Genomic DNA, 24,442 nt, shown 5'->3' with positions numbered 1-24,442 from the left:
CCCGCTCACGCCGGTGCCGGGTGGCCCGGGCTCACCGTTGAGTCTTCCCGGATTAGTTGCGCTGAGTAACCCTGACAACCCCCGGATGGGGGGTAGGGCGAGCCCTACCCCCACGTCCGGCTCAACCCAGCCGGGTCACCGCGGCCCGCAGCCGGGCCAGGTCGCGCCGCCGCCGCTCGTAGCTGGCGGCGAGCCCGATCAGCGCCAGCCCACCGGCGCCCAGATAGATCCACCGGGGCAGCAGGTCCCAGCCACGGGCCAGCTCGTGCAGCGCCAGCACCGCCAGCACCCCGCCGCCGAGCAGGACCGGGGCCTGCCAGCGCCGGCTGGCGCCGGCCAGCACGGCGCCCAGGGCCGCCGCGCCGAGCAGCAGCCGCCGCCACGGCTGCGGGTCCGGCCCGGCCAGGACCGACGCGAGGCTCGGCAGCAGCGCCGCGACCAGCCCCGGGCCGAGCGCCAGCCAGCTCGTCAACCCGGGCCGGGTCCGCAGCGCCAGCAGGCCCGCGCCGAGGGCGAGGGCCGCTGCCGGCAGGGTGTACGCCTCCAGCACGGTCACCCCGTCGGCGGCCAGCAGCACCCACACCCCCAGCAGCTCGCTGCCACCGGCGATTCCGGCGAACCCCCACCGCCGCCCGGCCGGTTCGCCCCGACGCAGCAGCCGCAGCGCGACGGCGACACCCCAGAGCACGCAGACGGTCGCGAGGTGCCGCGCCACCTCGACGGCCAGCAGAGCCGCCACCAGCGCCACCGCCTGCGCGGCACCGTCCAGCACCCGCCCGGCCGACGCCCGGCCGGCCGCAGAACCCGCCGCCCCCGTCGCGGACCGGCCGGTGGACCCTCCCGCCGACGTGGCCGGGGGACCGATCGTGGCCGCGGCGGCCAGGACCAGCGCGGCCACCACCAGCAGCGGGTACGCCGCCGCGCGCAGCGGCAGCCCGTCGGCGAGCGGCACGGTCACCGCCAGCGCGGACGCCGCCCCCACGGCGGCGAGGCAACCGGTGACGCGCACCTCGACGAGCCGTGCCCCCACCCCGACGGCCACCGCCACGACCAGCAGCACTCCCTCGGCGGCGAGCGTGCCGGCCCGGGTGGCCAGCAGCCCCACCACACCGGCGGCGGCCAGCACCGCCCCCACCGGCACCGCGATCGACGCGAGCGCCGGACGGGGCGTCGACAGGGCGGCGATCAGCAGCGTGGCCACCCCGGCGAGCAGGACGGCTGCCGGCAGCACCGGCCAGGGCGCCCCGACCGCGACGAGGAGCACCGGCAGCGCACCCGCGGCGAACGGCAGCGCGGGCAGCAGCGGGGGTCGGACCGCCCGTCCGGTCAGCGCGGCGGCCACCGCCAACGCGACCAGCGCCAGCGCGACCGGGAACGCCGCCGGGTCGGCGACGACGGTGGGCACCCCCGACCAGACCGACCCCCGGCTGCCGTACGGCGCGACGAGCGCGCCCAGCAGCGCCGGCAGCGCGGCCAGCACCGCGACCGCCGCCAGTACGACGCCGGCCGCCACCAGGACACCCGACCGGCGGATCGTCGGCGGCCCCCCAGCCGCCGACGACCCTCCCACCACCGACGACCCCCCGACCGCCGGCAGGTCCCACCGGGCGACGAGCGCGACGCCCAGCGCAGCCAGCGCCGCGTACAGCGTGACGGGCTCGTCTCCCGCCACGACGAGCGGCGCGAGCCCGGGCGCGGTCACCGCCACCATGGCACCGGTCACCGCGTACCCGGTCAGCTCGACCCGGTGACGACGCGCCGCGAGCGAAGCGACCAGCGGCAGCCCGGCGGCGACAAGCGCGGCCCGGGCCTGCCACCAGGGCGGCGCGCCCGCGGCGAACAGTGCCACCGCGGCCACCGCCGGCAGCGCGAGCTGGGCGACCAGCAGACCCGTGCCGGCCACCCACCGGTACGCGCCGGCGGCCCGTCGTACGGCCAGCGCCAGCCCGAGCACGACGACCGTCCCGAGCGCCACCAGTGCGCCCACCGGGGCGGCCAGGGCCACCAGCAGCCCGTGCCCGAGCAGGACCGCGCCACCGAGCGCCCCGGTGATCACCGTGGCCGGTCGGGCCGCCGGGCGGGCCAGCACCCAGAGCAGCAGCGCGACCCCGCCGACCAGGTCCACGACCACCACGACCGGCCAGGTCGCCGTCCAGGCGGCGGGCAGGGAGAGCAGCAGCGCCGTCGCGCCGGCCGTGGCGAGCGGCACCCACGCGCCCCTGGGCAGCAGCAGTGCCGTCGCGCCGAGCGCCAACGCCAGAGCCGGGGCCACCTGCCAGCCCCACTCCAGGTCCGGTCCGGCTCCGGCACCGCCCCACGGCGGCAGCGATCGGGCAGCGGCGGCGACCGCCAGCCCGCCGGTGATCAGCACTGCGATCTGGGCCGTGCCCGCCGCGACCAGCAGCGCCCCGGCGCGCGGGCCGGTCCGCCAGCCGGCCGGCAGCAGTCGCACCCCGGCGGCCAGCCCGAGAGCCACCGTGGCCGCCGCGACCAGCAGCAGCGACGGCCGCAGCTCGGCCACCGGACGCAGCAGCGCGGCGGCCAGCACCGGCACCACCAGGCCGGCCGCCACCGCCCGCACCGCCTGGCCGCCGACCAGCCGGGCCGCGCCGAGCCCGGTCAGCGCGACCAGCAGCAGTGGCGCCCCGGCCAGCAGCGGTGAGCCCGCCGCCCGGCCGACCAGCAGCGGCACCAGGGCGCAGCCGGTGGCACCGACCAGTGCGGCGACGTGCCCGATCGCGGCGAGCACCCGGCCGGCGAGCCGGGCCCGCCGTGCCCCGTCGCGCGGTGCGCCCCCGCGCAGCGCGACCACGACGGCCAGGTCCAGCAGCGCCACCCCGAGCAGGACCAGCGCCCAACCGTCCGCTCCCGGCCGGGCCTCGGCGGCCAACAGTGGCAGCACCGGCTGGGCGGCCAGCAGAGCGGCGAACCAGGGCCCGGTCAACCGGCTCCACCGGGCGTACGACACGGCGACCGCCGCGCTGGCCCCCCCGACCAGCGCGGCGTACCTGCTGCCCGGCCAGCCACCCACACCGGCCAGGTTCACCGACCAGGCCGCGTAGCCGTCCAGCACCACCAGCAGCAGCCCCACCGCGGCGAACGTCTCCGCCGTGCCGCGCAACCCCCGACGGGCCGCCACCAGAGGAACGGCCAGGACGAGCGCCGTGACCGCCGCAAGGATCAGCGCCCGGCCACCGACACCCACCGCCGCCCAGGCCACCGCCGTGAAGACCACCGCCGCGGTGCCCAGCAGGAGTCCACCGAGGACGAACAGCAGGCCCTGAACTGTCCGCGTCGAGGTCTCCGCCGCGCCCGCTGCCGGGGATCCCCCACCCACCGGCGCCGGCGTCCCAGCCGCCACGGGCCGCGCGGGGGCGGCAGCGGCCAACCCGGCGCGGACGATCGCGGCCAACTCGGCCCGCCGCTGTGAACTGGCCGCCAGCCGACCGGCCAGCTCGACGTACGTCCGGCGGGCCCGCTCCACCTCCGGCGTGAGCTGGGCGACCTCCCGCCCCAGCCGGACCACCTCGGCGGCGACCGGGTCGGGCGAACGGCCACAGCCGGTACACCCGGTGCTCAGGTCGGCCGGGGCGCCGCAGGCGGGGCAGGGGTAGCCGGTGTCATCCACCTGGTCATCATCGAAACCCGGCGGGGTGCCCGCCCAGAGTGCGCGTACTCAGGGGCGCGTGTGCTCGTGTACCCAGGTGGCGTAGCCGGGGTCGCCGCTCTCCACCCTGGACACCAGGATCTCCGGCACCTCGTACGGGTGGCTGACCCGGATCTGGTCCACCAGCGCGGTGAGCCGGTCGGGTGCCGTCTTGAACTGCACCGACCACTCGCTGCTGGTCTCCACCCCGGACCGCCACCAGTAGGTGCTGTCCACCTGACCGCCGACCTGCGCGCAGGCGGCGAGCCGCCCGGCGACGGCCGCGGCCGCCAGCACGTCGGCGACCGAACGCGCATCCACCACCGTCGTCACCACGCAGATCTGGTCCACGACCGCACCCTACGCGGCGGCCTCCCGGTTGGCCGCGATCCAGGCGTCGATGCGCGCCCACCAGTCGTAGAGCCAGTCGATGCGTTCCTGCCGCCCGGTCGGCACGTCCTCCGGGGGCACCGACCAGAACCGCATCACGATCCGTTTGTCCATCGGCAGTTCGCGCCACACGTCGGCGACGGTGAGCATCCGGTCCAGCCCGGTGTGGGCGACGAAGATGACCCCGGCGTCCGGGGCCGCCTCCAGCGCGGCGAGCATCCCGCCGGGCTGCGGGGCCAGCACGTGCCGCATCCGTTCCGCGCGCAGCGCCATCCGCTCGAGGCCGAGGGAACGCAGCCGGGCGATCGCGCGCAGCCGACGCTTCGGGGTGAAGTTGCCACCCTCCGGGAAGATCACGAAGGCGTCGTTGTCGTCCAGCCCGTTGGCCAGGTGCCCGACCTGGCGTACCGTCTCCTCGCCGCGCTCCGGCGTCGGCGCGATGAACCGGTTGGGCAGCCGGTTGAGCAGCACGTCGATCGCCGGGTCCCACTGGAGGCTGTCCTTGAGCACGATCCGCGGCTCCCGCTTGAACCAGTTGACCAGCCCGTGGATCAGGATGAACGAGTCACCGGGCCCCGCGTGCCGGCAGAGCACCAGCTCGGGCCGGCCGGGCAGGGCTGTGTCCGGGTCGGTGCCCACGACGTCGATGCGCAACCGCAGCGTCCAGCGGGCCTGCCAGAACAGCACCCGCAGGAACCAGCCGGCCAGCACGTAGTGCGCACGTTGGAACGCCGGCGACCGGCTCCGCCAGCCGAAGCCGGACGCGACCCAGAGCACGAAGAGCGCGAGCAGTGCGGCGGCGTCCCAGACGAGGTAGACGCAGCCGATCCAGAGCAGTCGCAGCGGGCGCAACCGACCGGGGACCAGTGGGGAGGCGGCCGCGGCGACCAACGCCCAGACCGGCAGCGTCGTCACCACGGCGACCGCGAGCAGCACCACGCCGGGAGCGAGCAGCAACCGGCGCAGCCACCTGGGAGGCAGCGGCATCACCGCTCCACGTGGGTGGCCAGGTAACGCCGGGACGCGGTGTACGCCCGGCTGATCCGCCGCCCCACCGCCGCCATGTCCCGGTACGCCCACGGGGTGTCGTCGCGCGGGTTCAGCCCTCCGGTCGGCAGGACGTGCACCTCGACGCCCTCGGGCAGCGCGGCCATCTCCCGGAAGAACCGGTGCCGGCGGGAGATCTCGAACGCGACCTGCGCGATCTCCCACGGCCGCCGGGGCGGGGTCAGTTCCCGTTCGATCCGGCCCACCTGGAGGACGAAGATCTGGCCGGCGCCGGCGGCCACCGCCTCGCCGATCGGGATGGAGTTGACGATGCCGCCGTCCACGTAGTGCGCGCCGTCGATCTGCATGGGCGGCAGCAGGCCGGGCACCGAGGCCGACGCCAGCACGGCCGGCACCACCGGGCCGCTGTCGAACCAGTGCTCGGCGGCACGCTCGATGTGCGCGGCGCAGCAACGGAACGGCACCCGCAGGTCCGCGAAGGTGGTGTCCACCCCCAGCTCGGATTCGAGCAGGCGGCGCAGCGGTCGGGGCGAGTGCAGGTGGGTGCGGGCGGCGAAGCGGCGCAGTTGCCGCGCGACGGAGTCGCCGTACACCTCGCTGGCCTCGGGTGAGGCCCAAAGCCGGACCAAGCGGTCGGTCACCGCCTCGGACGGGTCGGCGGCGACGAGTGCGCCGTTGACCGCGCCGATCGAGGTGCCGAGCACCAGGTCGGGTTGGATGCCGGCACGGAACAGGGCACGCAACATGCCCACCTCGACCGCGCCGAGCACTCCCCCGCCGCCGAGCACGAACGCCACCGGTCCCCCCGCCATGCCACTCATCCTGGCACGGCCCCGCCGCCGACCGATGGGCCGCGTCGCGGGGACGGTCGGCGACAGCGGTGGCCGTCCATGCACGACGGCGTTGACAGGCGGGAGACATTCGCGCAACCTGATACCGCTCCCACCCCGAGGGCAGGTGCGATCCGTGAAGGCAGCACTGCATCCGGGCCGCTTGCTGGCCCGCAGGTACCGACTCATCGACCAGATCGGCGCCGGCGGCATGTCGGTCATCTGGCGCGCCCGGGACGAGGTGCTGGACCGTGTCGTCGCGCTCAAGGTGCTCGCCCCGTCGCTGGCCGCCGACGCCCGGTTCCGGGACATGGTGCGCGAGGAGGCCCGCGCCGCCGCGCAGCTGGTGCACCCGCACGTGACCTCGGTGCACGACTACGGCGAGACGGTCGACCCGGACGGCTCCATCACCTCGTTCGTGGTCATGGAGCTGCTCAGCGGTGAGGAGTTGAAGCTGCGGCTCACCGAGGGGCCGCTGCCGTGGGCCGAGGCGGTCCAGGTGGGCGCGCAGATCGCCGACGCGCTGGCCGCCGCGCACCGGCTCGGCATCGTGCACCGCGACATCACCCCGGCCAACGTGATGATGACCGGCGTGGGTGTCAAGGTGCTCGACTTCGGCATCGCCACCCGGATCGGCGCGCCGGACGAGGACGAGGACGGCGGCACCTTCGGCACCCCCGCGTACGTGGCGCCGGAGCGGCTCGACGGCGCGCCCGCCCAGCCGGCCACCGACGTGTACTCCCTGGGCGTGCTGCTGCACGAGGCGCTCACCGGCCGGGTCCCCTACCCGGCGGACACCTGGGACCAGCTCAGCGCGGCGCTGGCCGACGGCCCGCCCCCGACGTTGGACGACCTGCCGGAGCTGCCGCCGGTCGTGGCCCGGATCTGCCTGCGCAGCCTCGCCCGGGACCCGGCTGACCGGCCGTCCGCCCGGCAGGTCGCCACCGCTCTGCGTGATCGTCTGCCGCCGGCAGACCCGCCGACGGCCGCCATCCGGGTGCCCACGCCGACCCGCTCGCCGGCGCCTCCCGACGCGTCGACCGGTGGGACGGCGGAGGGACCGGGCGTACCCGACCGGGGCGACGCCGCGCCGGGCCGGTCGCGCCGGCGAGGTGCGCTGCTGCTGGTCCCGGCGGTCCTGGCGGTCGGCGTGGCGCTGACCGTGGCGGCCCTGCCGCCCGAGCAGCCGACGACGCCTCGGACGCAACCCACCGCCGGTCCGGTGGCGCCCGCGTCGACCGGCCCGCCGGTCAACGAGGCGTCCCGCCCGGCCGCGTCACCGTCGACGCCGCCGAGAACCGGCCCACCCTCCGCGCCGCCGGACACGCTGGTGGAGGCCGCCAACCGGGTCGACGGGCTGATCGACGCCGGGTTGGACGCCGGGGACATCCGCTCCGACGTCGGCCTCGACCTGCGCAACGAGCTGCGCAACCTGACCGTGAGCGTCGCCTCCGGGCGGAACGGGCTTGCCGCGCCGGTGGCCCGGCTGCGCGAGAAGGTCGCGGTCCGGTTGGGCGAGGGCGGCATCAGCCCGGCGTACGCGCAGCGGCTGGACGCCGCCATCGCCGAGCTGGGTGCGGCCCGGGTCTGATCCGGCCACCGGGGCGGGTGGGTCAGCGGGTCGCGACCCGGGCGGTCTCGCGGACGCCGAGGCCGCGGGCGGCGACCCGCCGGTAGACCTCCTCGTAGCCGTACGCCATCCGCTCGACCGAGAAGTTCTCCGCGACGTGCGCGACGCAGTCCTCCGGGTCCAGCTGCTCCGCGGCCCGCAGCGCCCCGGGAAGGTCCTCCGGCCGTTCGCACACCAGACCGGTCACTCCGGGACGCACCAGCTCCGGCACCGCACCCCGGTCCAGCGCGACCACCGGCGTACCGGTCGCCATCGCCTCCACCATCACCATGCCGAACGGCTCGTCCCACTGGATCGGCATGATCAGGCATCGGGCGTCGACCAGCATGCGCAGGGTCTCCGCGCGGCCGGCGTTGAGCACGACCGTGACGTCGTCGTCGACGAGCGGCGCGACGACCTGCTCGTAGTACCGGCGCTCGGCCGCCTCGTTGCACTTGCCGGCCAGCAGCAGCGGCAGTCCGGCCTCCCGGCACGCCCGGATGGCGACGTCCGGGCCCTTGTCCGGGCTGAACCGGGCCAACCACAGCACCGGCCCGGGGCCGGGTGCGGTCTTGCGGGGAAAGCCCCGGATGTCCAGGGCGTTGTGCACGGTGCCGGCCCAGGGCAGGAACGGGTTGAGCTGGCGCTGGGCGTGGGAGATGGCCACCAGTGCGACGCCCTTGTCGACGTCGCTGAGCACGTCGCCGTACTCCCCCACCGGGTTGCCGTGCACCGTGGCCACCGTCGGCACGGCTCGGCGGCCGGCCACCAGCGGACCGATCGTGGTGTGGTCGTGGATCACGTCGAAGTCCGCCGCCGTGATCAGGTGGTTGACCCGGGCCAGGTGGGCCAGTTCCGGCAGCGACTCGCCGAGCCGCTCGTACTGGATCTCGGGAACGGTGGAGACGAAGCTGCCGGCCGCGGTGCCGTGCTCGCCGCCGGCGCCGAACAGGGTCACCGCGTGCCCGTGCGCGGTCAACGCGTCCACCAGGCCGGCGGCCACCTGTTCCAGGCCGCCGTAGCCGGGCGGCGGCACGGACAACCACGGTGGGACCACCATCGCGATACGCAACGACCGCTCCGGAGGGCCGTCGGCGGGCGGGTGGTGGTTCACAGCCACGAGTCCTCCCCGATCATCCCCGGTCGACCGTCGCCGCCGGCCGGCGGCGATTTCCCTGTGGCGTCTTCGGTAAACCGGACAAGACGGGCGTTCACCCGCCGACCAGGAGCTGGTCGTGGACCACCCGCACCCCGGGGGCGGACCAGGCCACCCGCTCGACCTGGTCGCGTTCCCACCACGAGCGGACCACCCCGGCGAGAACGAGGGTGTCGCCGTCCATCTCGACCGTCACCCGGTCGGCGCCGATCGTGCGCCGCAGCGCGCGCTGGACGTCCCGGCGCACCTGTTCGGCGGCCGGCGGCGCGGGCGGCCGCACCTCGACGAGGTTGGTGATCCCCCGTACGCCGTCGAGGCGGCGCAACTCCCCCTCGGCGGTGCGGCGCTGCCACCCGAACTCCACCTCCCCGCGGAGCATCAGCCAGCCGTTGGCGACCGTCACGTCCAGCCGCTCGGATGGCACGAAGCTGTCCCACTCCAGCGCCCGACTGGCCGCGATGGCGATCTCGCCGTCGGTACGCCCCGGAGTGCCCGGCAACCGCACCTCGATCTCGTCCGCCACCGCCCGTACGCCGCGGACCCGCTGCGCGCAGCGGGTGGCCGCCCAGCTCCGGGCCGCGCCGTCCACGTAACCGGTGAGGGTGACCACGCCCTGGTCGACGGTCACGCCGATCTCGTTCGGCTGCAGTTGCGCGTCCCAGGCCAGCTCGGCCAGGACGTCGCGCTGGATCTGCTGGTCGTCACGGACATCCGTCGCGGTGCTCATCGATCCACCCCCCGTACGGTCGCGGGCTCGCCTTCCGAACCTGCCGGGCGTACGGGTGACGGCGGTTCACCCGATCCGGGTGAACCGCCGTCGGGGCGGAAAAGAGCGGCGGGTGACGGAGCCAACCCCCTTGGCCCCGTCACCCGCCGCCGGAGGGAGGAGGCAGGTTCAGGTGTCGGTCAGGACGTTTCGGCGAGCGTCACGGTTGCCGTCTTCTCGACGCCGTTCCGCTTGAAGTGCACCTCGACCCGGTCGCCGACCTTGCCGGCCTGGACGGCGCCCACCAGGTCGTCGGAGTCGTTGACCACCTTGTCGCCGAAGCGGGTGACCACGTCGCCGCGCTGGAGGCCGGCCTTCTCGGCCGGGCTGCCCGCGGTGACCGAGGCGACCAGCGCGCCGCCGCCCTCGGCCTCGTTGACGCCGACCCCGAGCGAGGGGTGGCTGACCTTCTCGCCGCGCTGGAGCTTGCCCGCGACGTCCTTGGCCTTGTTGCTGGGGATGGCGAAGCCGACACCGATGTTGCCGGTGCTCTGCCCGGAGGTGGCGATGGCGGTGTTGACGCCGATCACCTCACCGCGGGTGTTGACCAGGGCACCACCGGAGTTGCCGGGGTTGATCGGCGCGTCGGTCTGGAGCAGGCCGGAGATCGAGCTGACCGCCTGGCCCTGCTGGTTCGGGTCCTGCTGCTGGCCCTCGCCGGCCCGGATGGTGCGGTCCCGGGCGCTGAGGATGCCCGAGGTCACCGAGCCCTGCAGGCCGAGCGGGCTGCCGAGCGCGAGCACCTGGTCGCCGACCTGCATGGCGTCGCTGTCACCGAAGGTGGCCGGCTTGAGGTCGCTCACCCCGTTGGCCTTGACCACGGCCAGGTCGGTCTTCGGGTCGGTGCCGATGATCTTCGCGCTGGCGGTCTTACCGTCGGCGAAGACCACCTGCACCGTGTCGCCGGCGGCGGAGGCGACCACGTGGTTGTTGGTGAGCACGTAGCCGTCGGCGCTGAGCACGACGCCGGAGCCCTCGCCGCTGTCGGTGGCGATGGAGACGACGCTGTCCTGCACGGCGGCGGCGATCTTCGGCAGGTCGGCGCCGTTGATCACCGGGGCCGCGGAGTAGGTGCGGGTGATGCCGCCATCGTCGCCGTCGAGGGCGAGCGCGAGCGCCCCGCCGGCGACACCGGAACCGAGCATCAGGGCGAACACCGCGACGCCTGCACCGGCGAACTTGGCGATGCGGCTCGGCCGGGGCCCGCTGCCGGGCGGAGCAGCCTGCGGACCCCAGGGCGGCACCGGCTGCCCCGGGTGCTGGGGGTGCTGGGGGTGCTGCTGGTGCTGGGGGTACGCGCCCGGCTGGCCCCCGCCGGCCCAGCCGGACTGCTGCTGGCCGGGATACCAGGGGGCGCCGGGGTACCGGCCGGCGGTCGGCTGCGGGTAGCCGGGCTGGCCGGGCGCCGGATGGCCGGAGACCGGGTACGACGGCGCGGAGGGGGTGGCGGCCGGCGGCTCGTACCCGGTCGGTTGGGCAACGGTCGGAGCCGCGGCGGTCGGCTGACCGGGCTCGTACCCGGTGGACGGGGCCGGCGGCGCGCCGGCCGGCTGGCCGGCGGCAGCGGTGGGCTCGTCCCCGGTGGTCGGAACGACCGCAACGGGGGTGGTCGGGGAGTCGGACTGCACGCGCTCGTCGCGCGGCAGCTCGGCGGTGGGGTGCGACGGCTCGGCGTCGGTGGCGGCCGGCCGGCGCTGCGGGTCGGACTCTAACTCGGTCATGTCACTACCTTCTCCCCGGCCACTGCGACCAACCTGGAACCGTCCTGGAAGTTGGCTGAAAGTCACTCGCCGACCCCGTCGTCCTGTGGCACCTGGGGCAGCCGGACCCGGAAGGTCGCCCCGCCGCCGGGGGTCTCGGCGACCTCGACCGAACCGTGGTGGGCGGCGACCAGCGCCGCCACGATGGCCAGGCCGAGGCCGGTGCCGGTGTTGCCGTCGGCCCGCCGGGTCCGCGCCGCGTCGGCCCGGTAGAACCGCTCGAACACCCGTTCCGCCTGCTCCGGGGAGAGGCCCGGGCCGGTGTCGGACACCTCCACCACGGCGAGGTTCCCCGGCTCCGCGCGCAGGCGCAGCCTGATCTCGGCGTCCGGCGGGGTGTGGGTCAGCGCGTTGGTGACCAGGTTGCCGATCACCTGACGCAACCGCGCGTCGTCGGCGTAGACGACGAGGGGGCCGGAACCGGGCTCGATCTCCAGCTCGATCCGTCGGTCCGGGGCGATGGCCCGGGCGGCCTGTACCGCGTCGGAGGCGAGCACCGGCAGCTCCACCGGGGCCAGCGAGAGCGGCCGTTCCCGGTCCAGTCGGGCGAGCAGCAGCAGGTCCTCCACCAGCAGCCCCATCCGGGCCGCCTCGTCCTCGATCCGGCGCAGCAGGCCGGCGGTCTGCTCAGGTGCACGAGCGGCGCCCTGCCGGTACAGCTCGGCGAATCCGCGGATCGTGGTCAGTGGGGTACGCAGCTCGTGCGAGGCGTCCGCTACGAACTGCCGCATCCGCTCCTCGGAGCGTCGGGCGCGCGCCTCGGACGCCTGGGCGGCGGCCGCCGCGTCCCGGGCGGTGCTCTCCGCCGAGCGGGCGGCGGTCTCCGAAGCGGCCCGGGCGGTGAACGCCGCCTCGATCTGGGCGAGCATCGCGTTCAGCGCGCGGGAGAGCCGGCCCAGTTCGGAGGTCGGGTGCTCCTGCCCCTCCTCCGGGTCGGGCACCCGGCGGGTCAGGTCACCGCCGGCGATGGCGGCAGCGGTGCGTTCTATCTCCACGAGCGGCTTGAGACTGGTCCGTACGATGGCCGCGCCCACCGAGGCCAGCATGATCAGCACCGCGCCGCCGACCAGGAGGTCGATCCAGACGAGCTGCTTCACCGCCAGGTCGACATCGGTGAGGTGCTGCCCGATCGCCGCGAGCTGACCGTTGGGCAGCTCGGTGTAGAGGATCCGCCAGCGGACCTTGCTGTCACGGGCCCGGACGGTGAACGGGTCACCCTCCAGTTTCTCGAATCCGGCGGCGTTCTCCGGCCACGGCGGGAGATCGGCCATGTCGAAGCGTTGATCGTCGAACTGGTAACCCAGGACCCGGTCACCGCTCGGGCTGGTCACGACCACCAGATAGTCGGTCGGGATGCCCAACCGCCCCTGCTTGGCCTCCACCACCGCGCTCTCGATGCTCCGCGCCGAACCGCGCAGCTCGTTGTCGACCTGGCCCACCAGGTAGTTGCGGAGGAAGTAGGCGGTCAGCGAGCTGATGACCAGCAGCGCTGCCGCGACGAGCGCGAGCACCGACGCGACCAGCTTGACCCGTAGTGGTACGCCCCGCACCCGCCCCTTCGCCTGCTGGACCGCGTTCACGCCGCCGGCTTGCGCAGCACGTACCCGACGCCGCGGAGGGTGTGGATCAGCCGAGGCTGGGTGGTGTCGACCTTGCGCCGCAGGTAGGAGATGTAGGACTCGACGATGTTGTCGTCGCCGCGGAAGTCGTAGTTCCACACGTGGTCGAGGATCTGCGCCTTGGACAGCACCCGGTTGGCGTTGAGCATCAGGTAGCGCAGCAGCTTGAACTCGGTCGGCGAGAGCTGCACCCGCTGCCCGGCCCGGTGCACCTCGTGGGTCTCCTCGTCCAGCTCCAGGTCGGCGAAGGTGAGCCGGGAGGGGGCCTGCTCGCCGGTGGTGGTGCGGCGCAGCACGGCCCGGATCCGGGCGGTCAACTCCTCCAGGCTGAACGGCTTGGTGACATAGTCGTCGCCACCCAGGGTCAGCCCGCGGATCTTGTCGTCGGTGGCGTCCCGGGCGGTCAGGAAGACCACGGGGGTACGCGTACCGCCCTCGCGGAGCATCCGGATGACCTCGAAGCCGTCCAGGTCCGGCAGCATCACGTCGAGCACCACCAGGTCGGGCCGGTGGTCCTTGGCGGCGTTCAGGGCCGCGCTGCCACTGGTTGCGGTGGCGACGTCGAAGCCGGCGAAGCGCAGGCTCGCGGAGAGCAGCTCGAGGATGTTGGGGTCGTCCTCGACGACGAGCAGTCGCGCCTCGGTCTGGGTAGCGGGCATGTGCCCATCATCGGCGACCTCACTGCACCGGCGCTGGACGCTTCCTGCAAAAAACCTGAGAGTCGCCGGCCGGGGGGCCGACCGGTGGCACCGGTCAGCGCAGCAGTCGGCGCAACCCGTCCAGCGCGCCGTCGAGCAGCCGGATCGCGGTACGCAACTGGGTGTCGCTGAACTGGCGGGCGCGCGCCAGCCGGCCCACCTCGACGGTGAACGCGGCCAGCCGCTGGTCGAGTTCGTCGAGCAGCGCCGCGCGGGGCGCGCTGGCCGGACCCGCGCCCGGTGACGGCGGCGCCTCCCACCGGGAACGCCGGGTCTGCCGGGCGGCCGCGCTCAGCTCCCGCTTGAGGTCGCGGACCGAACCGCTCACCTCGCTGCGGATCTCGCCGGCCAGGGTGGAGAGGTCGGCCACCGACGCGGCGATGTCCGCCTCCAGGGTGGTCAGCTCGCCCTGCCGTTGGCGCAACTCGTCGCGGCCGGCGTCGGTGATCTCGTAGGTCTTGCGGCCTCCGGCGGCGGTGTGACTGACCAGCCCTTCGGCCTCCAGTCGCTGGAGCCGGGGGTAGATGGTGCCGGCGCTGGGGGCGTAGAGCCCGAGGAAGCGGTCCTCCAGCAGGCGGATCAGCTCGTAGCCGTGCTTCGGGCCGTCGTCGAGGAGCTTCAGCAGGTAGAGCCGGAGCCGGCCGTGGCTGAACACGGCGGTCACGGCAGCTCCTCCTCGTCGTCGGCCACCGGTCGGACAAGGAGCGCGATGCTCCCCGACGTCGCGGAGGCCCAGAGCTTACCCTCGCCGGCGCCGAGCACCCCCTCGCTGTTGGCCAGCGGAAAGGTCGAGGTGTGCACCTGGGGAAACCCGCTGGTGATCCGACCGGAGGCGGTGTGCAGCCGGACGGCGAGGTCGCTGTCCTCCCGGATCCGCACGGTGATGCCGCCCGAGATGGTGCTGAGCCGGATCTCGCTGTGTCGGGGGTTGTCCAGGTCGCAGGTGATGGCTCCGGAGACCGTCTTGGCGTCCACCCGGTCGGCGGCGCTGTCGGCGAGGATCACCTCGCCGGAAACCGTCTCCAGGGTGACGTCGCCGCCCACCCCGAGCGCCTCCACCGACCCGGAGGTGATCTTCGCGGAGGTGCTGCCGCGCAGCCCCATCAGGGTGATCCGACCGGCGGTCACGTCGAGCGTGGTCTGCCGGCGCAGCCCCGAGGCGACCAGCGAGCCCGCGACCAGGCCAAGGTCGGCGAGGACGTCGGCGGGCACCGCGACGGACACGTGCACCTGCGGGTACCGGGCCAGCGACCGGAGCCACCGCAGGGCGTCCGCCCAACCGCGGCCGCGCTCCTGACGCAGGGTGAGGCGGCCGTCGGAGTGGGTGATGAGCACGGGCCGACGACCGACCCGGGTGACGTCGATCCGGGTCGGGCCGTCGGTGGCGACCACGTTGAGCCGTCCGCTCACCAGGCGGACGTGCAGCCGGGTGACCGGGCCGTCCACGGTGAGCCGCTGCGGGCTGTCGACCGTCCATCCGGTCATGGCGTCTCCCCTCGACGACGCGCCGACGCACGTCCGACAGAGGAGACACTAACGCGATACATCGCGACAGCACAAGACTGTCACGATTCGTCACGCCGCCAGGTCGAGCTCCCGCCCCGCGCCGGACGTCGGCCCGGCCACCGTCGGCCCGGCGACCGAGGTCGGCACGGTGGCGGCCGAGGTCAGTGTGGGCACCGGGCGCAGCCCGGCCCACGCCGGGGCAGCCGTCCGGGGCACCAGGTGTACGGCCGACTCGGCCGCCCGGGCCAGCAACCGCCGGTCGGCGTCCCGGGCCGGGTGCAGCGCGGAGGTCACCGTCACGGTGACCACGAGTTCCCGTGCCGACACCACCCGCGCCACCGAGCGCAGCAGGGTGTCCGCACCGAGGAAGGCGGCAGCGGTGGTGGCCGCCCCGGTGGCCTCGCACCGGTACCGGAGCCGCAGCGGCACCACCGGGCTGCCCGTGTCGATGGCCGCCTGGAACGTCGCGGGCCGGAAACCGCCGCCGGGGCGGCAGTCGGCCGCACCCTCCCCGGCGCACCAGGTCGTACCCTCCGGGAAGACCGCGACCGAACGACCGGCGCGCAGCGCGTCGGCGACCCGGCCCACGGTGGCCGGCAGAGCCCGTGGCCGGGACCGGTCCACGAAGACCGTGCCCGCCGCGACGGCCAGCAGACCGACCACCGGCCAGGAGCGGATCTCCCGCTTCGCCACCATGCGGGTCGGCGCGACCGCCAGCACCGCCAGGATGTCCAGCCAGGAGACGTGGTTGGCGACCAGCAGCGCACGGCGCCGGGGCAACCGGCCCCGGATCACCAGCCGGACGCCGAAGGCACGGACGGTGCCCCGCGCCCAGGCGCGCGTCGCCGCCCCCCGCTCCGGCCCGGGCAGTACGGGCAACAGCAGCACCAGGCCCACCCCGGCCAGCAGCATGCCGGTCGCGGCGACCAACCGGAGCACCCGCCGGGCCACCGGCACCGTGGGCACCTCGTCCGCTGCCGGGAGGCACTCGTCGCCGCAGCCGGATTCCGGACGCCAGAGGTCGTGCGCCAGGGCGGTCACCGCTCCACCCCGCCCAGGAAGTGCCGCAGGTAGCGCGGGTTCATCCGGTCCAGCGAGAAGAGCACGTAGAAGTCCGCGCACCTGAAGTCGTGGTCGTACGCCGGCTCGCTGGCGATCCACGCGCCGAGCCGGAGATAGCCGCGCAGCAGCGGCGGCACGGCGGCACGGCCGACCGGCTCGGTGGTCGTCCGGTCGCCGGCGGCTGCCGGCTCGGCGAACCAGGGCCGCAGTGGGCGGACCCGCAGCGGCGGCGGCGCCAGGTGCCGGGCCCGTGCCTGCGCCCACACCTCGTCGACCGCACGCCCGCCGTCGTCCACCGGAACGGAGGCACAGCCGCCGAGCCAGCGGGAGCCGCGCAGGTGCAGGTACCGGGTGATGCCGGCCCACATCAGGTTGATCACCGCTCCCGAGCGGTGGTCCGGGTGCACACAGGACCGCCCGGCCTCGACCAGGTCGTCGCGGAGCGGGTCGAGCGCGGCGAGGTCGAACTCGGTCTCGGCGTACCGCCGGTTGGTGCGGCCCGGCGGCAGCAGCCGGTACGTACCGACCACCTCGCCGGTGCTCTCCTGGCGGACGATCAGGTGGTCGCAGTGGGCGTCGAAGGGGTCCACGTCCAACCCGGCCTCGGCCGGGCGGAGGGTGGCGCCGAGCTCGGTGGCGAACACCTCGTGACGCAGGCGTTGCGCGGCCGCGACCTGGGTCGGGTCGTCGGCGATCAGCAGGGTGTATCCGCTGGTCGTCAGTGGTGCGCCAGCGGCATGCAGAACGGCCATGGGATCTGTGTAGGTGCCCCGGGTTGCCATCCTCGGTGACCACCGGTGTCGATCGGGTGAACGCCGGCCGGCGTATCTGTCCGACCACGGCCGTGCGAGGCTGCCGGGCGGACCCGGCGACGCTGCCGGCACAACCTCCGGAGGTCGACGATGCGCATCGAGTCCCGCTACAACGGGCCCTCCGGCTCGGGCAACGGCGGCTGGAGCGCCGGAGTCTTCGCCGCCGCGGCCGGCGGCCCCGGCCCGGTCGAGGTGACGCTGCGCCGGCCACCGCCGTTGGAGACCGCACTGCGGATGGTCGACGGCGAGGTTCGGGACCCGGCCGGCGAGCTGGTGGCCGAGGTCCGGCCGGCCGGGACGGTGGACGCCGTCGTACCCCCGGTCGACCGGGACACGGCGGTGGCCGCGGCGAGCCGCTACCCCGGCCTGGTCGAGCACCCGTTCCCCGACTGCTACGTCTGCGGTCCGCGCCGCGCGGACGGGCTGCGGATCTTCCCCGGCCGGCTGCCCGACGGGCGGACCGCCGCACCGTTCCGGGCACCCGAGGAGGTCAGCGGCGCCACGGTCTGGGCGGCGCTGGACTGCCCCGGCGGTTGGGCGGTGCTCGCCCCGGGCCGGCCGTACGTGCTGGGCCGGATTGCCGCCGTGGTCACCGCGCTGCCCGCGCCCGGCGACGAGTGCGTGGTGACCGGCGCGTTGATCGGCGTCGACGGCCGCAAGGCGCTCGTGCACACCAGCCTGTACGGCCCGGGCGGCGCACTGCTCGGCGCGGCCCGGGCCACCTGGATCGCCGCCCGCTGACCCCCGCCGTCGTCCGCAGGGAGGACGCGTCTCCACCGCAAGAAGGACCACGCCGTACGGACCCAGCCTGATTGACCTTGTTGCGCTCGGCCGTCACGCTGTGCCACGGCGTACCTCGACGCCGCACACGGGAGGAGAACGATGACTGACGGGCAGCGAAGCCCCACCAGCGACGGTCAGATCGTGGTGTCCGGTCTGACGAAGCAGTACAAGAACGTCCGGGCGGTGAACAACCTGTCCTTCACCGTGGCGCCGGGGCGGGTGACCGGCTTCCTCGGCCCGAACGGCGCCGGCAAGACCACGACGCTGCGCATGCTGCTGAACCTGGTCACCCCCACCGCCGGCACGGCCACCATCAGTGGCCACCGGTACGCCGACCTCACCGATCCGCTCCGGCACGTCGGCGCGATCCTGGAGGCGTCCAGCGCGCACAAGGGCCGCACCGGCATCAACCACCTGCGGGTCATCTGCGCGGCGGCCGGGCTGCCCAGGCAGCGGGCCGACGAGGCGCTGGCCCTGGTCGGGCTGACCCCGGCGGCGAAGCGCAAGTTCAAGGGCTACTCACTGGGCATGAAGCAGCGGCTCGGCATCGCCGCCGCGATGCTCGGCGACCCCCGGGTGCTGATCCTCGACGAGCCCGCCAACGGGCTCGACCCGGAGGGCATCCGGTGGATGCGTGGGTTCCTCAAGAACCTCGCCCACGAGGGTCGCACCGTGCTGGTCTCCAGCCACCTGCTGTCGGAGATGCAGTTGCTCGCCGACGACGTGGTGATCATCGCGGCCGGTCAGCTGGTCCGACAGGGGCCGGTCGACCAGGTCCTCGGGTCGATGGCGCAGGGCGCCCGGGTCCGGGTCCGCACCCCGCAGGCCGAGACCCTGATCGCCGCGCTGAAGGCGCTGTCGGCGACGGTCGACACCGACGAGCAGGGCGTCCTCTTGGTCGGCGGGGTGGATGCCCCGACGATCGGCCGGTCCGCCCTGGCCGCCGGTGTGGAGCTGCACGAACTGACCACCGAACGGCCCGACCTGGAACGGGTCTTCCTGGAGCTGACGGCCGGAAAGGCGGGCATCCGATGAACCTGATCCGATCCGAGCTGCTCAAGATCCGTACCACCAACACCTGGTGGGTCTTCGCGCTCATCTCGCTGCCGCTCTGGGCGCTCACGCTGCTCATCAACTGGTTGCAGGCCGACGCCCTGACGAGCGGGAACCTCGGCGACGTGCCACCCGACCAGGTCGACACCGTGGCGGCCGCGGCCAGCCCGGACGCCCTCTCGTCGAACCTGTTCACCACCGGGCAGTTCTTCGGCCTGCTGATCGTGATGCTGCTCGGCATCATCGTGGTGACCAGCGAGTTCTTCCACCAGACGGTGACCACCACGTTCCTCACCACGCCGCACCGCACCGCGGTGATGAGCGCCAAGCTGGCCGCGGCGGGCGTGCTGGCGCTGCTGTTCTGGCTGGTGACCACCGCGTTCAACCTGATCGCCGGTTCGGCGGTGCTGAACGCGGTCGGGCTGGGCTCACAGTTGGGCAACGACGCCGCCTGGCGGGCGATCGGGTTGAACCTCCTCGCCTACCTGCTCTGGGCGGTGTTCGGGGTCGGCATCGGTGTGCTGATCCGCAGCCAGATCGGTGCCACCGTGACCGGCATCCTGCTCTACCTGGGCGGCTCGATCGGCGCCATCCTGGTGATCAGCATCCTGGCCGCCCGTTGGGGTGACTGGATCAACAACCTGCAACTGCTGGTGCCGTCGCTGGCCTCGTCGCTGATGGTCACCGGGGCGGACATCCCCGGAAACCCGCCGCGCTGGGCCGGCGCCGCCGTGCTGATCGGGTACGCGGTGGTCACCGGCGTGGTCGGCACCCTGCTGATGCGCCGGCGCGACATCTCCTGACCGGACGGTCCCGGGGTGGCGGCGGCACGGCCGCCGCCCCGGGGCGGCGCACCCCTATTTCCCGCTTCGTGGCCGCTCAGCCGCCCGGGCAGCCCCGGCCACCACTGATCGGTACGCAGTGGCCGACCGGCGGGTCCGACTCCTGGTCGGCCGGGTCGTGGCCGATCAGCGTGCTGGTTGCCATGCTGCCGGCCAACGCGACCCCCAGATAGACCAGCACCATCCCGCCGAGCGCCCAGCCGAAGTGGCGCCGCCAGGTCGTCTCCCCCGCCAACGCGGCCAGCAGCAGGCCGGCAGCAGGGAGTGCCGCGTTCAGCACCAGCCCTGCGGTCAGCAGGGCGTCCGTGGTGGCGCCGAACGCCTGCGCCGCGTCCCGGGTCGGCGTGTACGGCGTGGACGTCCGCCGGATCAGGCCCACCACGAGCAGGAACGGCACCCCGTAGAGCCAGGTGAAGAACAGCCCGCCGAGGCCGAGCCGCTTCACGAGCGCCCCAGGTACGCGCCGGCCACGACGGTCCCGACCGCGGCGCTGACCGCCACGGACAGGGTGCCGGCCAGCACCGCGGAGGTGATCCGGCGGACGGCCAGCGCGTTGACCACCGCCGTGACGATCAGCAACCCGAGGAGCACGGGCGCACCCCAGAACAACCCGGCCAGCGCCAGCGACTCCAGGGGCGAGAGGCAGCTGAACATCGCCGAACAGTCCTCCCGGGGCGCGCTCGGCACACTCGTCGTGCCCACCACGACCGCCGCGATCACCGTCGCGTACCAGCCGAACGCGACCGCCATGCTGCTGCCGTACCGCCCCCGCGCTCCCGTGTCATCCATGCGGCCGATCCTCGCCGGCAGCGCCGGCACGGGACATCCGTACCCGTACTCAGTCGTGCCAGCTCACCGCCGTACCAGTCATCGAGGGACGACGCAGCGGATGCTGAACTTCTGGCATCTTCTGTGAATCGGACCACGCGACCGAGGCGGAAATGCCTGCGGGATCCGTACGGCGTAGCCTGGGAGCCGTCCTGTCCGTACTCCTCACCGGGTGCGACGGACCACCGCGTGACACACAAACCCGCGTGAAAGAGGCGATTACCGGCCGTGTCGACCCAGCAGACTTCGCAGGAGAACCCACTGGCGGGTTTCGGCCCGAACGAGTGGATCGTCGAGGACATGTATCAGCGCTACCTCGCCGACCCAACGAGCGTCGATTCGGCCTGGCACGACTTCTTCGCCGACTACCGACCGGCGCCGGGGGCCGCGACACCGCGCGGCGGTGAGCCGGCCGGCGCGCCTGCCGCCGCACCCGAGCCGGACGGCCAGCCGGAAGCGGCCGCCACGGTCAGCCAGCCGAGCACCCCGGCGAAGCCGCCGGCGGCCAGCAAGCCGGCCGCGCAGCCGGCGAAGCCCGCCGCCGCGGCACCCGCCCCGGCGAAGGCCGCCCCGGCGAAGGCCGCCCCGGCCAAGCCGGCCGCGAAGGCCGCCGCGCCGAGCACCGAGGGCCCGCAGACCACGCCGCTGCGCGGTGTCGCCGCGAAGATCGTCCAGAACATGGACGCCTCGCTGAGCGTGCCCACCGCGACCAGCGTCCGGGCGGTCCCGGCCAAGCTGCTGGTCGACAACCGCATCGTGATCAACAACCACCTCGCCCGCGGGCGCGGTGGCAAGGTCAGCTTCACCCACCTGGTCGGGTACGCCATGGTCCGGGCGCTGGTCCAGCACCCGGAGATGAACAACTCCTTCACCGAGGCCAACGGCAAGCCGGCGGTGGTCCGCCCGGCGCACGTCAACCTCGGCATCGCGATCGACCTGGCCAAGCCCGACGGCAGCCGCAACCTCGTGGTCCCCTCCATCAAGGGCTGCGAGCAGATGGACTTCCGGCAGTTCTGGCAGGCGTACGAGGACGTGGTCCGGCGGGCGCGGCGCAACGAGCTGACCATGGAGGACTACTCCGGCACCACGATCTCGCTGACCAACCCGGGCGGCATCGGCACCGTGCACTCGATGCCGCGGCTCATGCAGGGGCAGAGCGCGATCATCGGCGTCGGCGCGATGGAGTACCCGGCCCCCTACCAGGGGATGTCCGAGGCCACTCTCGCCGAGCTGGCCGTCAGCAAGATCATCACGCTGACCAGCACGTACGACCACCGGATCATCCAGGGCGCGCAGTCCGGCGAGTTCCTCAAGGTGATGCACGAGCTGATCCTGGGTGAGCACAGCTTCTACGACGAGATCTTCACCTCGCTGCGGATCCCGTACGAGCCGGTGCGCTGGATGCGCGACGTCGCGGTCAACTCCGAGGGCCAGATCAACAAGACCGCCCGGGTCCACGAGCTGATCCACGCCTACCGGGTGCGCGGTCACCTGATGGCCGACACCGACCCGCTGGAATTCAAGATCCGCAAGCACCCCGACCTGGACGTCCTCCAGCACGGGTTGACCCTGTGGGACCTTGACCGCGAGTTCCCCGTGAACGGCTTCGCCGGCCGGCAGCGGATGAAGCTGCGCGAGATCCTCGGCGTGCTGCGCGACTCGTACTGCCGCCGCGTCGGCATCGAGTACATGCACATTCAGGACCCGGAGGAGCGTCGCTGGATCCAGGAGCGGATCGAGCGCAAGTACGAGAAGCCGTCCCCGGACGAGCAGAAGCACGTGCTCAACCGGCTCAACGCCGCCGAGGCGTTCGAGACCTTCCTGCAGACCAAGTACGTCGGCCAGAAGCGGTTCTCCCTGGAGGGTGGCGAGTCCCTGATCCCGCTGCTCGGCGAGATCCTGGAGTCCTCCGCCGAGGGTGGGCTGGACGAGGTCGTCATCGGGATGGCGCACCGGGGTCGGCTCAACGTGCTGGCCAACATCGTCGGCAAGCCGTACGAGAAGATCTTCTCCGAGTTCGAGGGCCACCTGGACCCGCGCTCGACCCAGGGCTCCGGTGACGTGAAGTACCACCTGGGCCAGAACGGCAAGTTCACCACCCCCGACGGCGAGCACGCCGTCAAGGTGTCGGTGGTGGCCAACCCGTCGCACCTGGAGGCCGTCGACCCCGTGCTGGAGGGCATCGTCCGGGCCAAGCAGGACCGGATCGACCTCAAGCTGGAGGGCTACACCGTGCTGCCGCTCGCGGTGCACGGTGACGCGGCGTTCGCCGGGCAGGGCGTGGTCGCCGAGACGCTCAACCTGTCGCAGTTGCGCGGCTACCGCACCGGCGGCACCGTCCACGTGGTCGTCAACAACCAGGTCGGCTTCACCACCGCCCCGGAGTACAGCCGGTCCAGCCTCTACAGCACCGACGTGGCCCGGATGATCCAGGCGCCGATCTTCCACGTCAACGGCGACGACCCGGAGGCCGTGGTCCGGGTGGCCCGGCTGGCCTTCGAGTACCGGCAGACGTTCAACAAGGACGTCGTGATCGACATGGTCTGCTACCGCCGGCGCGGGCACAACGAGGGCGACGACCCGTCGATGTCCAACCCCCAGATGTACAAGATCATTGACTCGAAGCGCTCGGTGCGCAAGCTCTACACCGAGGAGCTGATCGGTCGCGGCGACATCACCGTGGAGGACGCGGAGGAGCTGCTGCGCGACTACCAGGCGCAGCTGGAGAAGGTCTTCAAGGCCACCCGGGACGCCGCCGCGGCACCGCGCCAGCTCAACCGGCCGCGCCGCGAGGAGGAGCCGGAGCCGCAGGTCGACACCGCCACCGACGCGGCCGTCGTGAAGGCGATCGGCGAGGCGCACGTCAACCTGCCGGAGGGCTTCACCCCGCACAAGCGGATCCAGCAGTTGCTCGACCGGCGGGCCAAGATGTCCGTCGAGGGCAACATCGACTGGGGCTTCGGCGAGATCATCGCGCTCGGGGCGCTGCTGCACGACGGCGTCACGGTCCGGCTGGCCGGTCAGGACTCCCGCCGTGGCACCTTCGTCCAGCGGCACGCCTCGGTGGTGGACGCCCGTACCGGCGACGACTACCTGCCGCTGAAGTCGCTCACCGGCGACGGCGAGCGTTCCCGGTTCTTCGTGCACGACTCGCTGCTCAGCGAGTACGCCGCGATGGGCTTCGAGTACGGCTACTCGGTGGAGAACATCAACGCGCTGGTGGCCTGGGAGGCCCAGTTCGGTGACTTCGTCAACGGCGCCCAGTCGGTGATCGACGAGTTCATCTCCTCCGGCGAGGTGAAGTGGGGCCAGCGCTCCGCCGTCACCCTGCTGCTGCCGCACGGCCACGAGGGCCAGGGCCCCGACCACACCTCGGGCCGCCCGGAGCGGTTCCTGCAGATGTGCGCCGAGGACAACATGCGGGTGTCCATCCCGACCACCCCGGCGAACTACTTCCACCTGCTGCGCCGCCAGGCCCTGTCGCCCAAGCGCAAGCCTCTGGTGGTGTTCACGCCGAAGTCGCTGCTGCGGCACAAGCTCTGCGTCTCGTCGGTGGAGGACTTCACCACCGGCACCTTCCAGCCGGTGCTGCGCGACACGGCAGCCCCGGCGCCGGAGGCCGTGAAGCGGGTGCTGCTCTGCTCCGGCAAGATCTACTATGACCTGTTCCAGGCCCGGCAGGAGCGCGGCGTCACCGACACCGCGATCATCCGGATCGAGCAGCTGTACCCGCTGCCGGTGGAGGAGATCCGGGCCGCCCTGGCGCAGTACCCGAACGCGGAGGACTTCGCCTGGGTGCAGGAGGAGCCGGCCAACCAGGGCGCCTGGTCGTTCGTCGCGCTCAACCTGCTGGAGCACCTCACGGACGTCCGGCTGCGGCGGATCTCCCGCCCGGCCGCGGCCGCCCCGGCGGTCGGCTCGGCCAAGACGCACGAGGTCGAGCAGAACGCCCTGATCGAGGCGGCTCTCCCCCGCCCGTGACCTGACGCACCGTGAGAGCCGGGGCAGGGCCGTCACCACGGTCCTGCCCCGGCTCCGTCGGTCCACCCGCCCGGCCCGCGCCGGGCCGAGCAC

20 protein-coding genes are annotated in these 24,442 nt (G+C 73.7%); 5 read left to right on the top strand and 15 right to left on the bottom strand.

The features are described from left to right. Positions 1 to 121 precede the first annotated feature (121 nt). The 4 genes from ACTWLT_RS14120 to ACTWLT_RS14105 are packed head-to-tail and all read right to left on the bottom strand — an operon-like array spanning position 122 to position 5,856. On the bottom strand, positions 122 to 3,628 hold the full coding sequence (locus ACTWLT_RS14120; protein WP_445318757.1) for an SCO7613 C-terminal domain-containing membrane protein: 3,507 nt from the start codon (positions 3,626 to 3,628) through the stop codon (positions 122 to 124). A 48-nt stretch (positions 3,629 to 3,676) separates the two neighbouring features. Continuing rightward, positions 3,677 to 3,997 (bottom strand): divalent-cation tolerance protein CutA, encoded by a 321-nt coding sequence (gene cutA, locus ACTWLT_RS14115; RefSeq protein ID WP_252418679.1) that lies wholly within the window; start codon positions 3,995 to 3,997, stop codon positions 3,677 to 3,679. 9 nt (positions 3,998 to 4,006) lie between these two features. Further along, positions 4,007 to 5,023, bottom strand: a complete 1,017-nt coding sequence (locus ACTWLT_RS14110) for a 1-acyl-sn-glycerol-3-phosphate acyltransferase (protein WP_252418678.1) — start codon at positions 5,021 to 5,023, stop codon at positions 4,007 to 4,009. Next, positions 5,023 to 5,856 carry a patatin-like phospholipase family protein gene (locus tag ACTWLT_RS14105; RefSeq protein WP_252418677.1) on the bottom strand — a complete coding sequence of 278 codons (834 nt, stop codon included), beginning with the start codon at positions 5,854 to 5,856 and terminating at the stop codon, positions 5,023 to 5,025. Before ACTWLT_RS14105 ends, ACTWLT_RS14110 begins: the two co-directional genes overlap by 1 nt. A 154-nt stretch (positions 5,857 to 6,010) precedes the next feature. Between ACTWLT_RS14105 and ACTWLT_RS14100 the strand changes: the two genes are divergently transcribed. Then, positions 6,011 to 7,465, top strand: coding sequence for a serine/threonine-protein kinase (locus ACTWLT_RS14100; protein ID WP_445318756.1), 1,455 nt, complete (start codon positions 6,011 to 6,013; stop codon positions 7,463 to 7,465). Positions 7,466 to 7,487: 22 nt separating this feature from the next. On the opposite strand, the gene ACTWLT_RS14095 is transcribed toward ACTWLT_RS14100, so the two are convergent. The 9 genes from ACTWLT_RS14095 to ACTWLT_RS14055 form a co-directional block, all read right to left on the bottom strand. Beyond that, positions 7,488 to 8,543, bottom strand: a complete 1,056-nt coding sequence (locus ACTWLT_RS14095) for a glycosyltransferase family 4 protein (protein WP_445318789.1) — start codon at positions 8,541 to 8,543, stop codon at positions 7,488 to 7,490. 151 nt (positions 8,544 to 8,694) lie between these two features. Further along, a complete protein-coding gene (locus ACTWLT_RS14090) occupies positions 8,695 to 9,366 on the bottom strand; it encodes a BON domain-containing protein (RefSeq protein ID WP_445318755.1) in 672 nt (223 codons plus the stop codon). A gap of 179 nt (positions 9,367 to 9,545) precedes the next feature. Next, a complete protein-coding gene (locus ACTWLT_RS14085; RefSeq protein ID WP_445318754.1) occupies positions 9,546 to 11,126 on the bottom strand; it encodes a S1C family serine protease in 1,581 nt (526 codons plus the stop codon). 62 nt (positions 11,127 to 11,188) lie between these two features. After that, a complete protein-coding gene (locus tag ACTWLT_RS14080) occupies positions 11,189 to 12,745 on the bottom strand; it encodes a sensor histidine kinase (RefSeq protein ID WP_252418673.1) in 1,557 nt (518 codons plus the stop codon). Next, complete coding sequence (locus tag ACTWLT_RS14075) at positions 12,742 to 13,443, bottom strand: response regulator transcription factor (RefSeq protein ID WP_030336721.1); 702 nt, start codon at positions 13,441 to 13,443, stop codon at positions 12,742 to 12,744. The genes ACTWLT_RS14080 and ACTWLT_RS14075 overlap by 4 nt, the downstream gene beginning before the upstream one ends. 94 nt (positions 13,444 to 13,537) lie before the next feature. Next, a complete protein-coding gene (locus tag ACTWLT_RS14070; RefSeq protein ID WP_445318753.1) occupies positions 13,538 to 14,146 on the bottom strand; it encodes a PadR family transcriptional regulator in 609 nt (202 codons plus the stop codon). Then, positions 14,143 to 14,967, bottom strand: coding sequence for a DUF4097 family beta strand repeat-containing protein (locus ACTWLT_RS14065; RefSeq protein WP_445318752.1), 825 nt, complete (start codon positions 14,965 to 14,967; stop codon positions 14,143 to 14,145). The genes ACTWLT_RS14070 and ACTWLT_RS14065 overlap by 4 nt, the downstream gene beginning before the upstream one ends. Positions 14,968 to 15,057: 90 nt before the next feature. Then, the gene (locus ACTWLT_RS14060) at positions 15,058 to 16,029 is read right to left on the bottom strand and encodes a lysophospholipid acyltransferase family protein (protein ID WP_445318751.1); all 972 of its coding nucleotides are present in this window, start codon (positions 16,027 to 16,029) and stop codon (positions 15,058 to 15,060) included. Beyond that, positions 16,026 to 16,802: a GNAT family N-acetyltransferase gene (locus ACTWLT_RS14055; RefSeq protein WP_445318750.1), complete on the bottom strand. Its 777-nt coding sequence runs from the start codon at positions 16,800 to 16,802 to the stop codon at positions 16,026 to 16,028. Before ACTWLT_RS14055 ends, ACTWLT_RS14060 begins: the two co-directional genes overlap by 4 nt. A 150-nt stretch (positions 16,803 to 16,952) precedes the next feature. Here ACTWLT_RS14055 and ACTWLT_RS14050 point away from each other — a divergent pair, with 150 nt between their 5' ends. From ACTWLT_RS14050 to ACTWLT_RS14040, 3 genes are all read left to right on the top strand, one after another. Further along, a complete protein-coding gene (locus tag ACTWLT_RS14050) occupies positions 16,953 to 17,603 on the top strand; it encodes a hypothetical protein (protein ID WP_445318749.1) in 651 nt (216 codons plus the stop codon). A gap of 141 nt (positions 17,604 to 17,744) precedes the next feature. After that, the gene (locus tag ACTWLT_RS14045; RefSeq protein WP_445318748.1) at positions 17,745 to 18,680 is read left to right on the top strand and encodes an ABC transporter ATP-binding protein; all 936 of its coding nucleotides are present in this window, start codon (positions 17,745 to 17,747) and stop codon (positions 18,678 to 18,680) included. Beyond that, the gene (locus tag ACTWLT_RS14040; RefSeq protein WP_252418666.1) at positions 18,677 to 19,501 is read left to right on the top strand and encodes an ABC transporter permease subunit; all 825 of its coding nucleotides are present in this window, start codon (positions 18,677 to 18,679) and stop codon (positions 19,499 to 19,501) included. Before ACTWLT_RS14045 ends, ACTWLT_RS14040 begins: the two co-directional genes overlap by 4 nt. 76 nt (positions 19,502 to 19,577) lie before the next feature. On the opposite strand, the gene ACTWLT_RS14035 is transcribed toward ACTWLT_RS14040, so the two are convergent. Then, a complete protein-coding gene (locus ACTWLT_RS14035) occupies positions 19,578 to 19,985 on the bottom strand; it encodes a hypothetical protein (RefSeq protein WP_445318747.1) in 408 nt (135 codons plus the stop codon). Then, positions 19,982 to 20,329 (bottom strand): hypothetical protein, encoded by a 348-nt coding sequence (locus ACTWLT_RS14030; RefSeq protein WP_445318746.1) that lies wholly within the window; start codon positions 20,327 to 20,329, stop codon positions 19,982 to 19,984. The genes ACTWLT_RS14035 and ACTWLT_RS14030 overlap by 4 nt, the downstream gene beginning before the upstream one ends. A 267-nt stretch (positions 20,330 to 20,596) precedes the next feature. Between ACTWLT_RS14030 and ACTWLT_RS14025 the strand changes: the two genes are divergently transcribed. Then, positions 20,597 to 24,349 (top strand): multifunctional oxoglutarate decarboxylase/oxoglutarate dehydrogenase thiamine pyrophosphate-binding subunit/dihydrolipoyllysine-residue succinyltransferase subunit, encoded by a 3,753-nt coding sequence (locus tag ACTWLT_RS14025; protein ID WP_445318745.1) that lies wholly within the window; start codon positions 20,597 to 20,599, stop codon positions 24,347 to 24,349. Positions 24,350 to 24,442: the final 93 nt, after the last annotated feature.

This window comes from Micromonospora yongxingensis (assembly GCF_052601155.1).
The sequence above is the reverse complement of the archived record's forward strand: the minus strand, read 5'-3'. Positions and strand labels throughout refer to the sequence as shown.

What these genes read in the sequence shown, in the direction of transcription:
- ACTWLT_RS14110 (WP_252418678.1), bottom strand. Translation starts at nt 5,023, where the DNA reads ATGCCGCTGCCTCCCAGGTGGCTGCGCCGGTTGCTGCTCGCTCCCGGC.
- ACTWLT_RS14105 (WP_252418677.1), bottom strand. Translation starts at nt 5,856, where the DNA reads ATGGCGGGGGGACCGGTGGCGTTCGTGCTCGGCGGCGGGGGAGTGCTC.
- ACTWLT_RS14095 (WP_445318789.1), bottom strand. Translation starts at nt 8,543, where the DNA reads ATGGTGGTCCCACCGTGGTTGTCCGTGCCGCCGCCCGGCTACGGCGGC.
- ACTWLT_RS14090 (WP_445318755.1), bottom strand. Translation starts at nt 9,366, where the DNA reads ATGAGCACCGCGACGGATGTCCGTGACGACCAGCAGATCCAGCGCGAC.
- ACTWLT_RS14085 (WP_445318754.1), bottom strand. Translation starts at nt 11,126, where the DNA reads ATGACCGAGTTAGAGTCCGACCCGCAGCGCCGGCCGGCCGCCACCGAC.
- ACTWLT_RS14075 (WP_030336721.1), bottom strand. Translation starts at nt 13,443, where the DNA reads ATGCCCGCTACCCAGACCGAGGCGCGACTGCTCGTCGTCGAGGACGAC.
- ACTWLT_RS14065 (WP_445318752.1), bottom strand. Translation starts at nt 14,967, where the DNA reads ATGACCGGATGGACGGTCGACAGCCCGCAGCGGCTCACCGTGGACGGC.
- ACTWLT_RS14055 (WP_445318750.1), bottom strand. Translation starts at nt 16,802, where the DNA reads ATGGCCGTTCTGCATGCCGCTGGCGCACCACTGACGACCAGCGGATAC.
- ACTWLT_RS14050 (WP_445318749.1), top strand. Translation starts at nt 16,953, where the DNA reads ATGCGCATCGAGTCCCGCTACAACGGGCCCTCCGGCTCGGGCAACGGC.
- ACTWLT_RS14045 (WP_445318748.1), top strand. Translation starts at nt 17,745, where the DNA reads ATGACTGACGGGCAGCGAAGCCCCACCAGCGACGGTCAGATCGTGGTG.
- ACTWLT_RS14040 (WP_252418666.1), top strand. Translation starts at nt 18,677, where the DNA reads ATGAACCTGATCCGATCCGAGCTGCTCAAGATCCGTACCACCAACACC.
- ACTWLT_RS14030 (WP_445318746.1), bottom strand. Translation starts at nt 20,329, where the DNA reads ATGGATGACACGGGAGCGCGGGGGCGGTACGGCAGCAGCATGGCGGTC.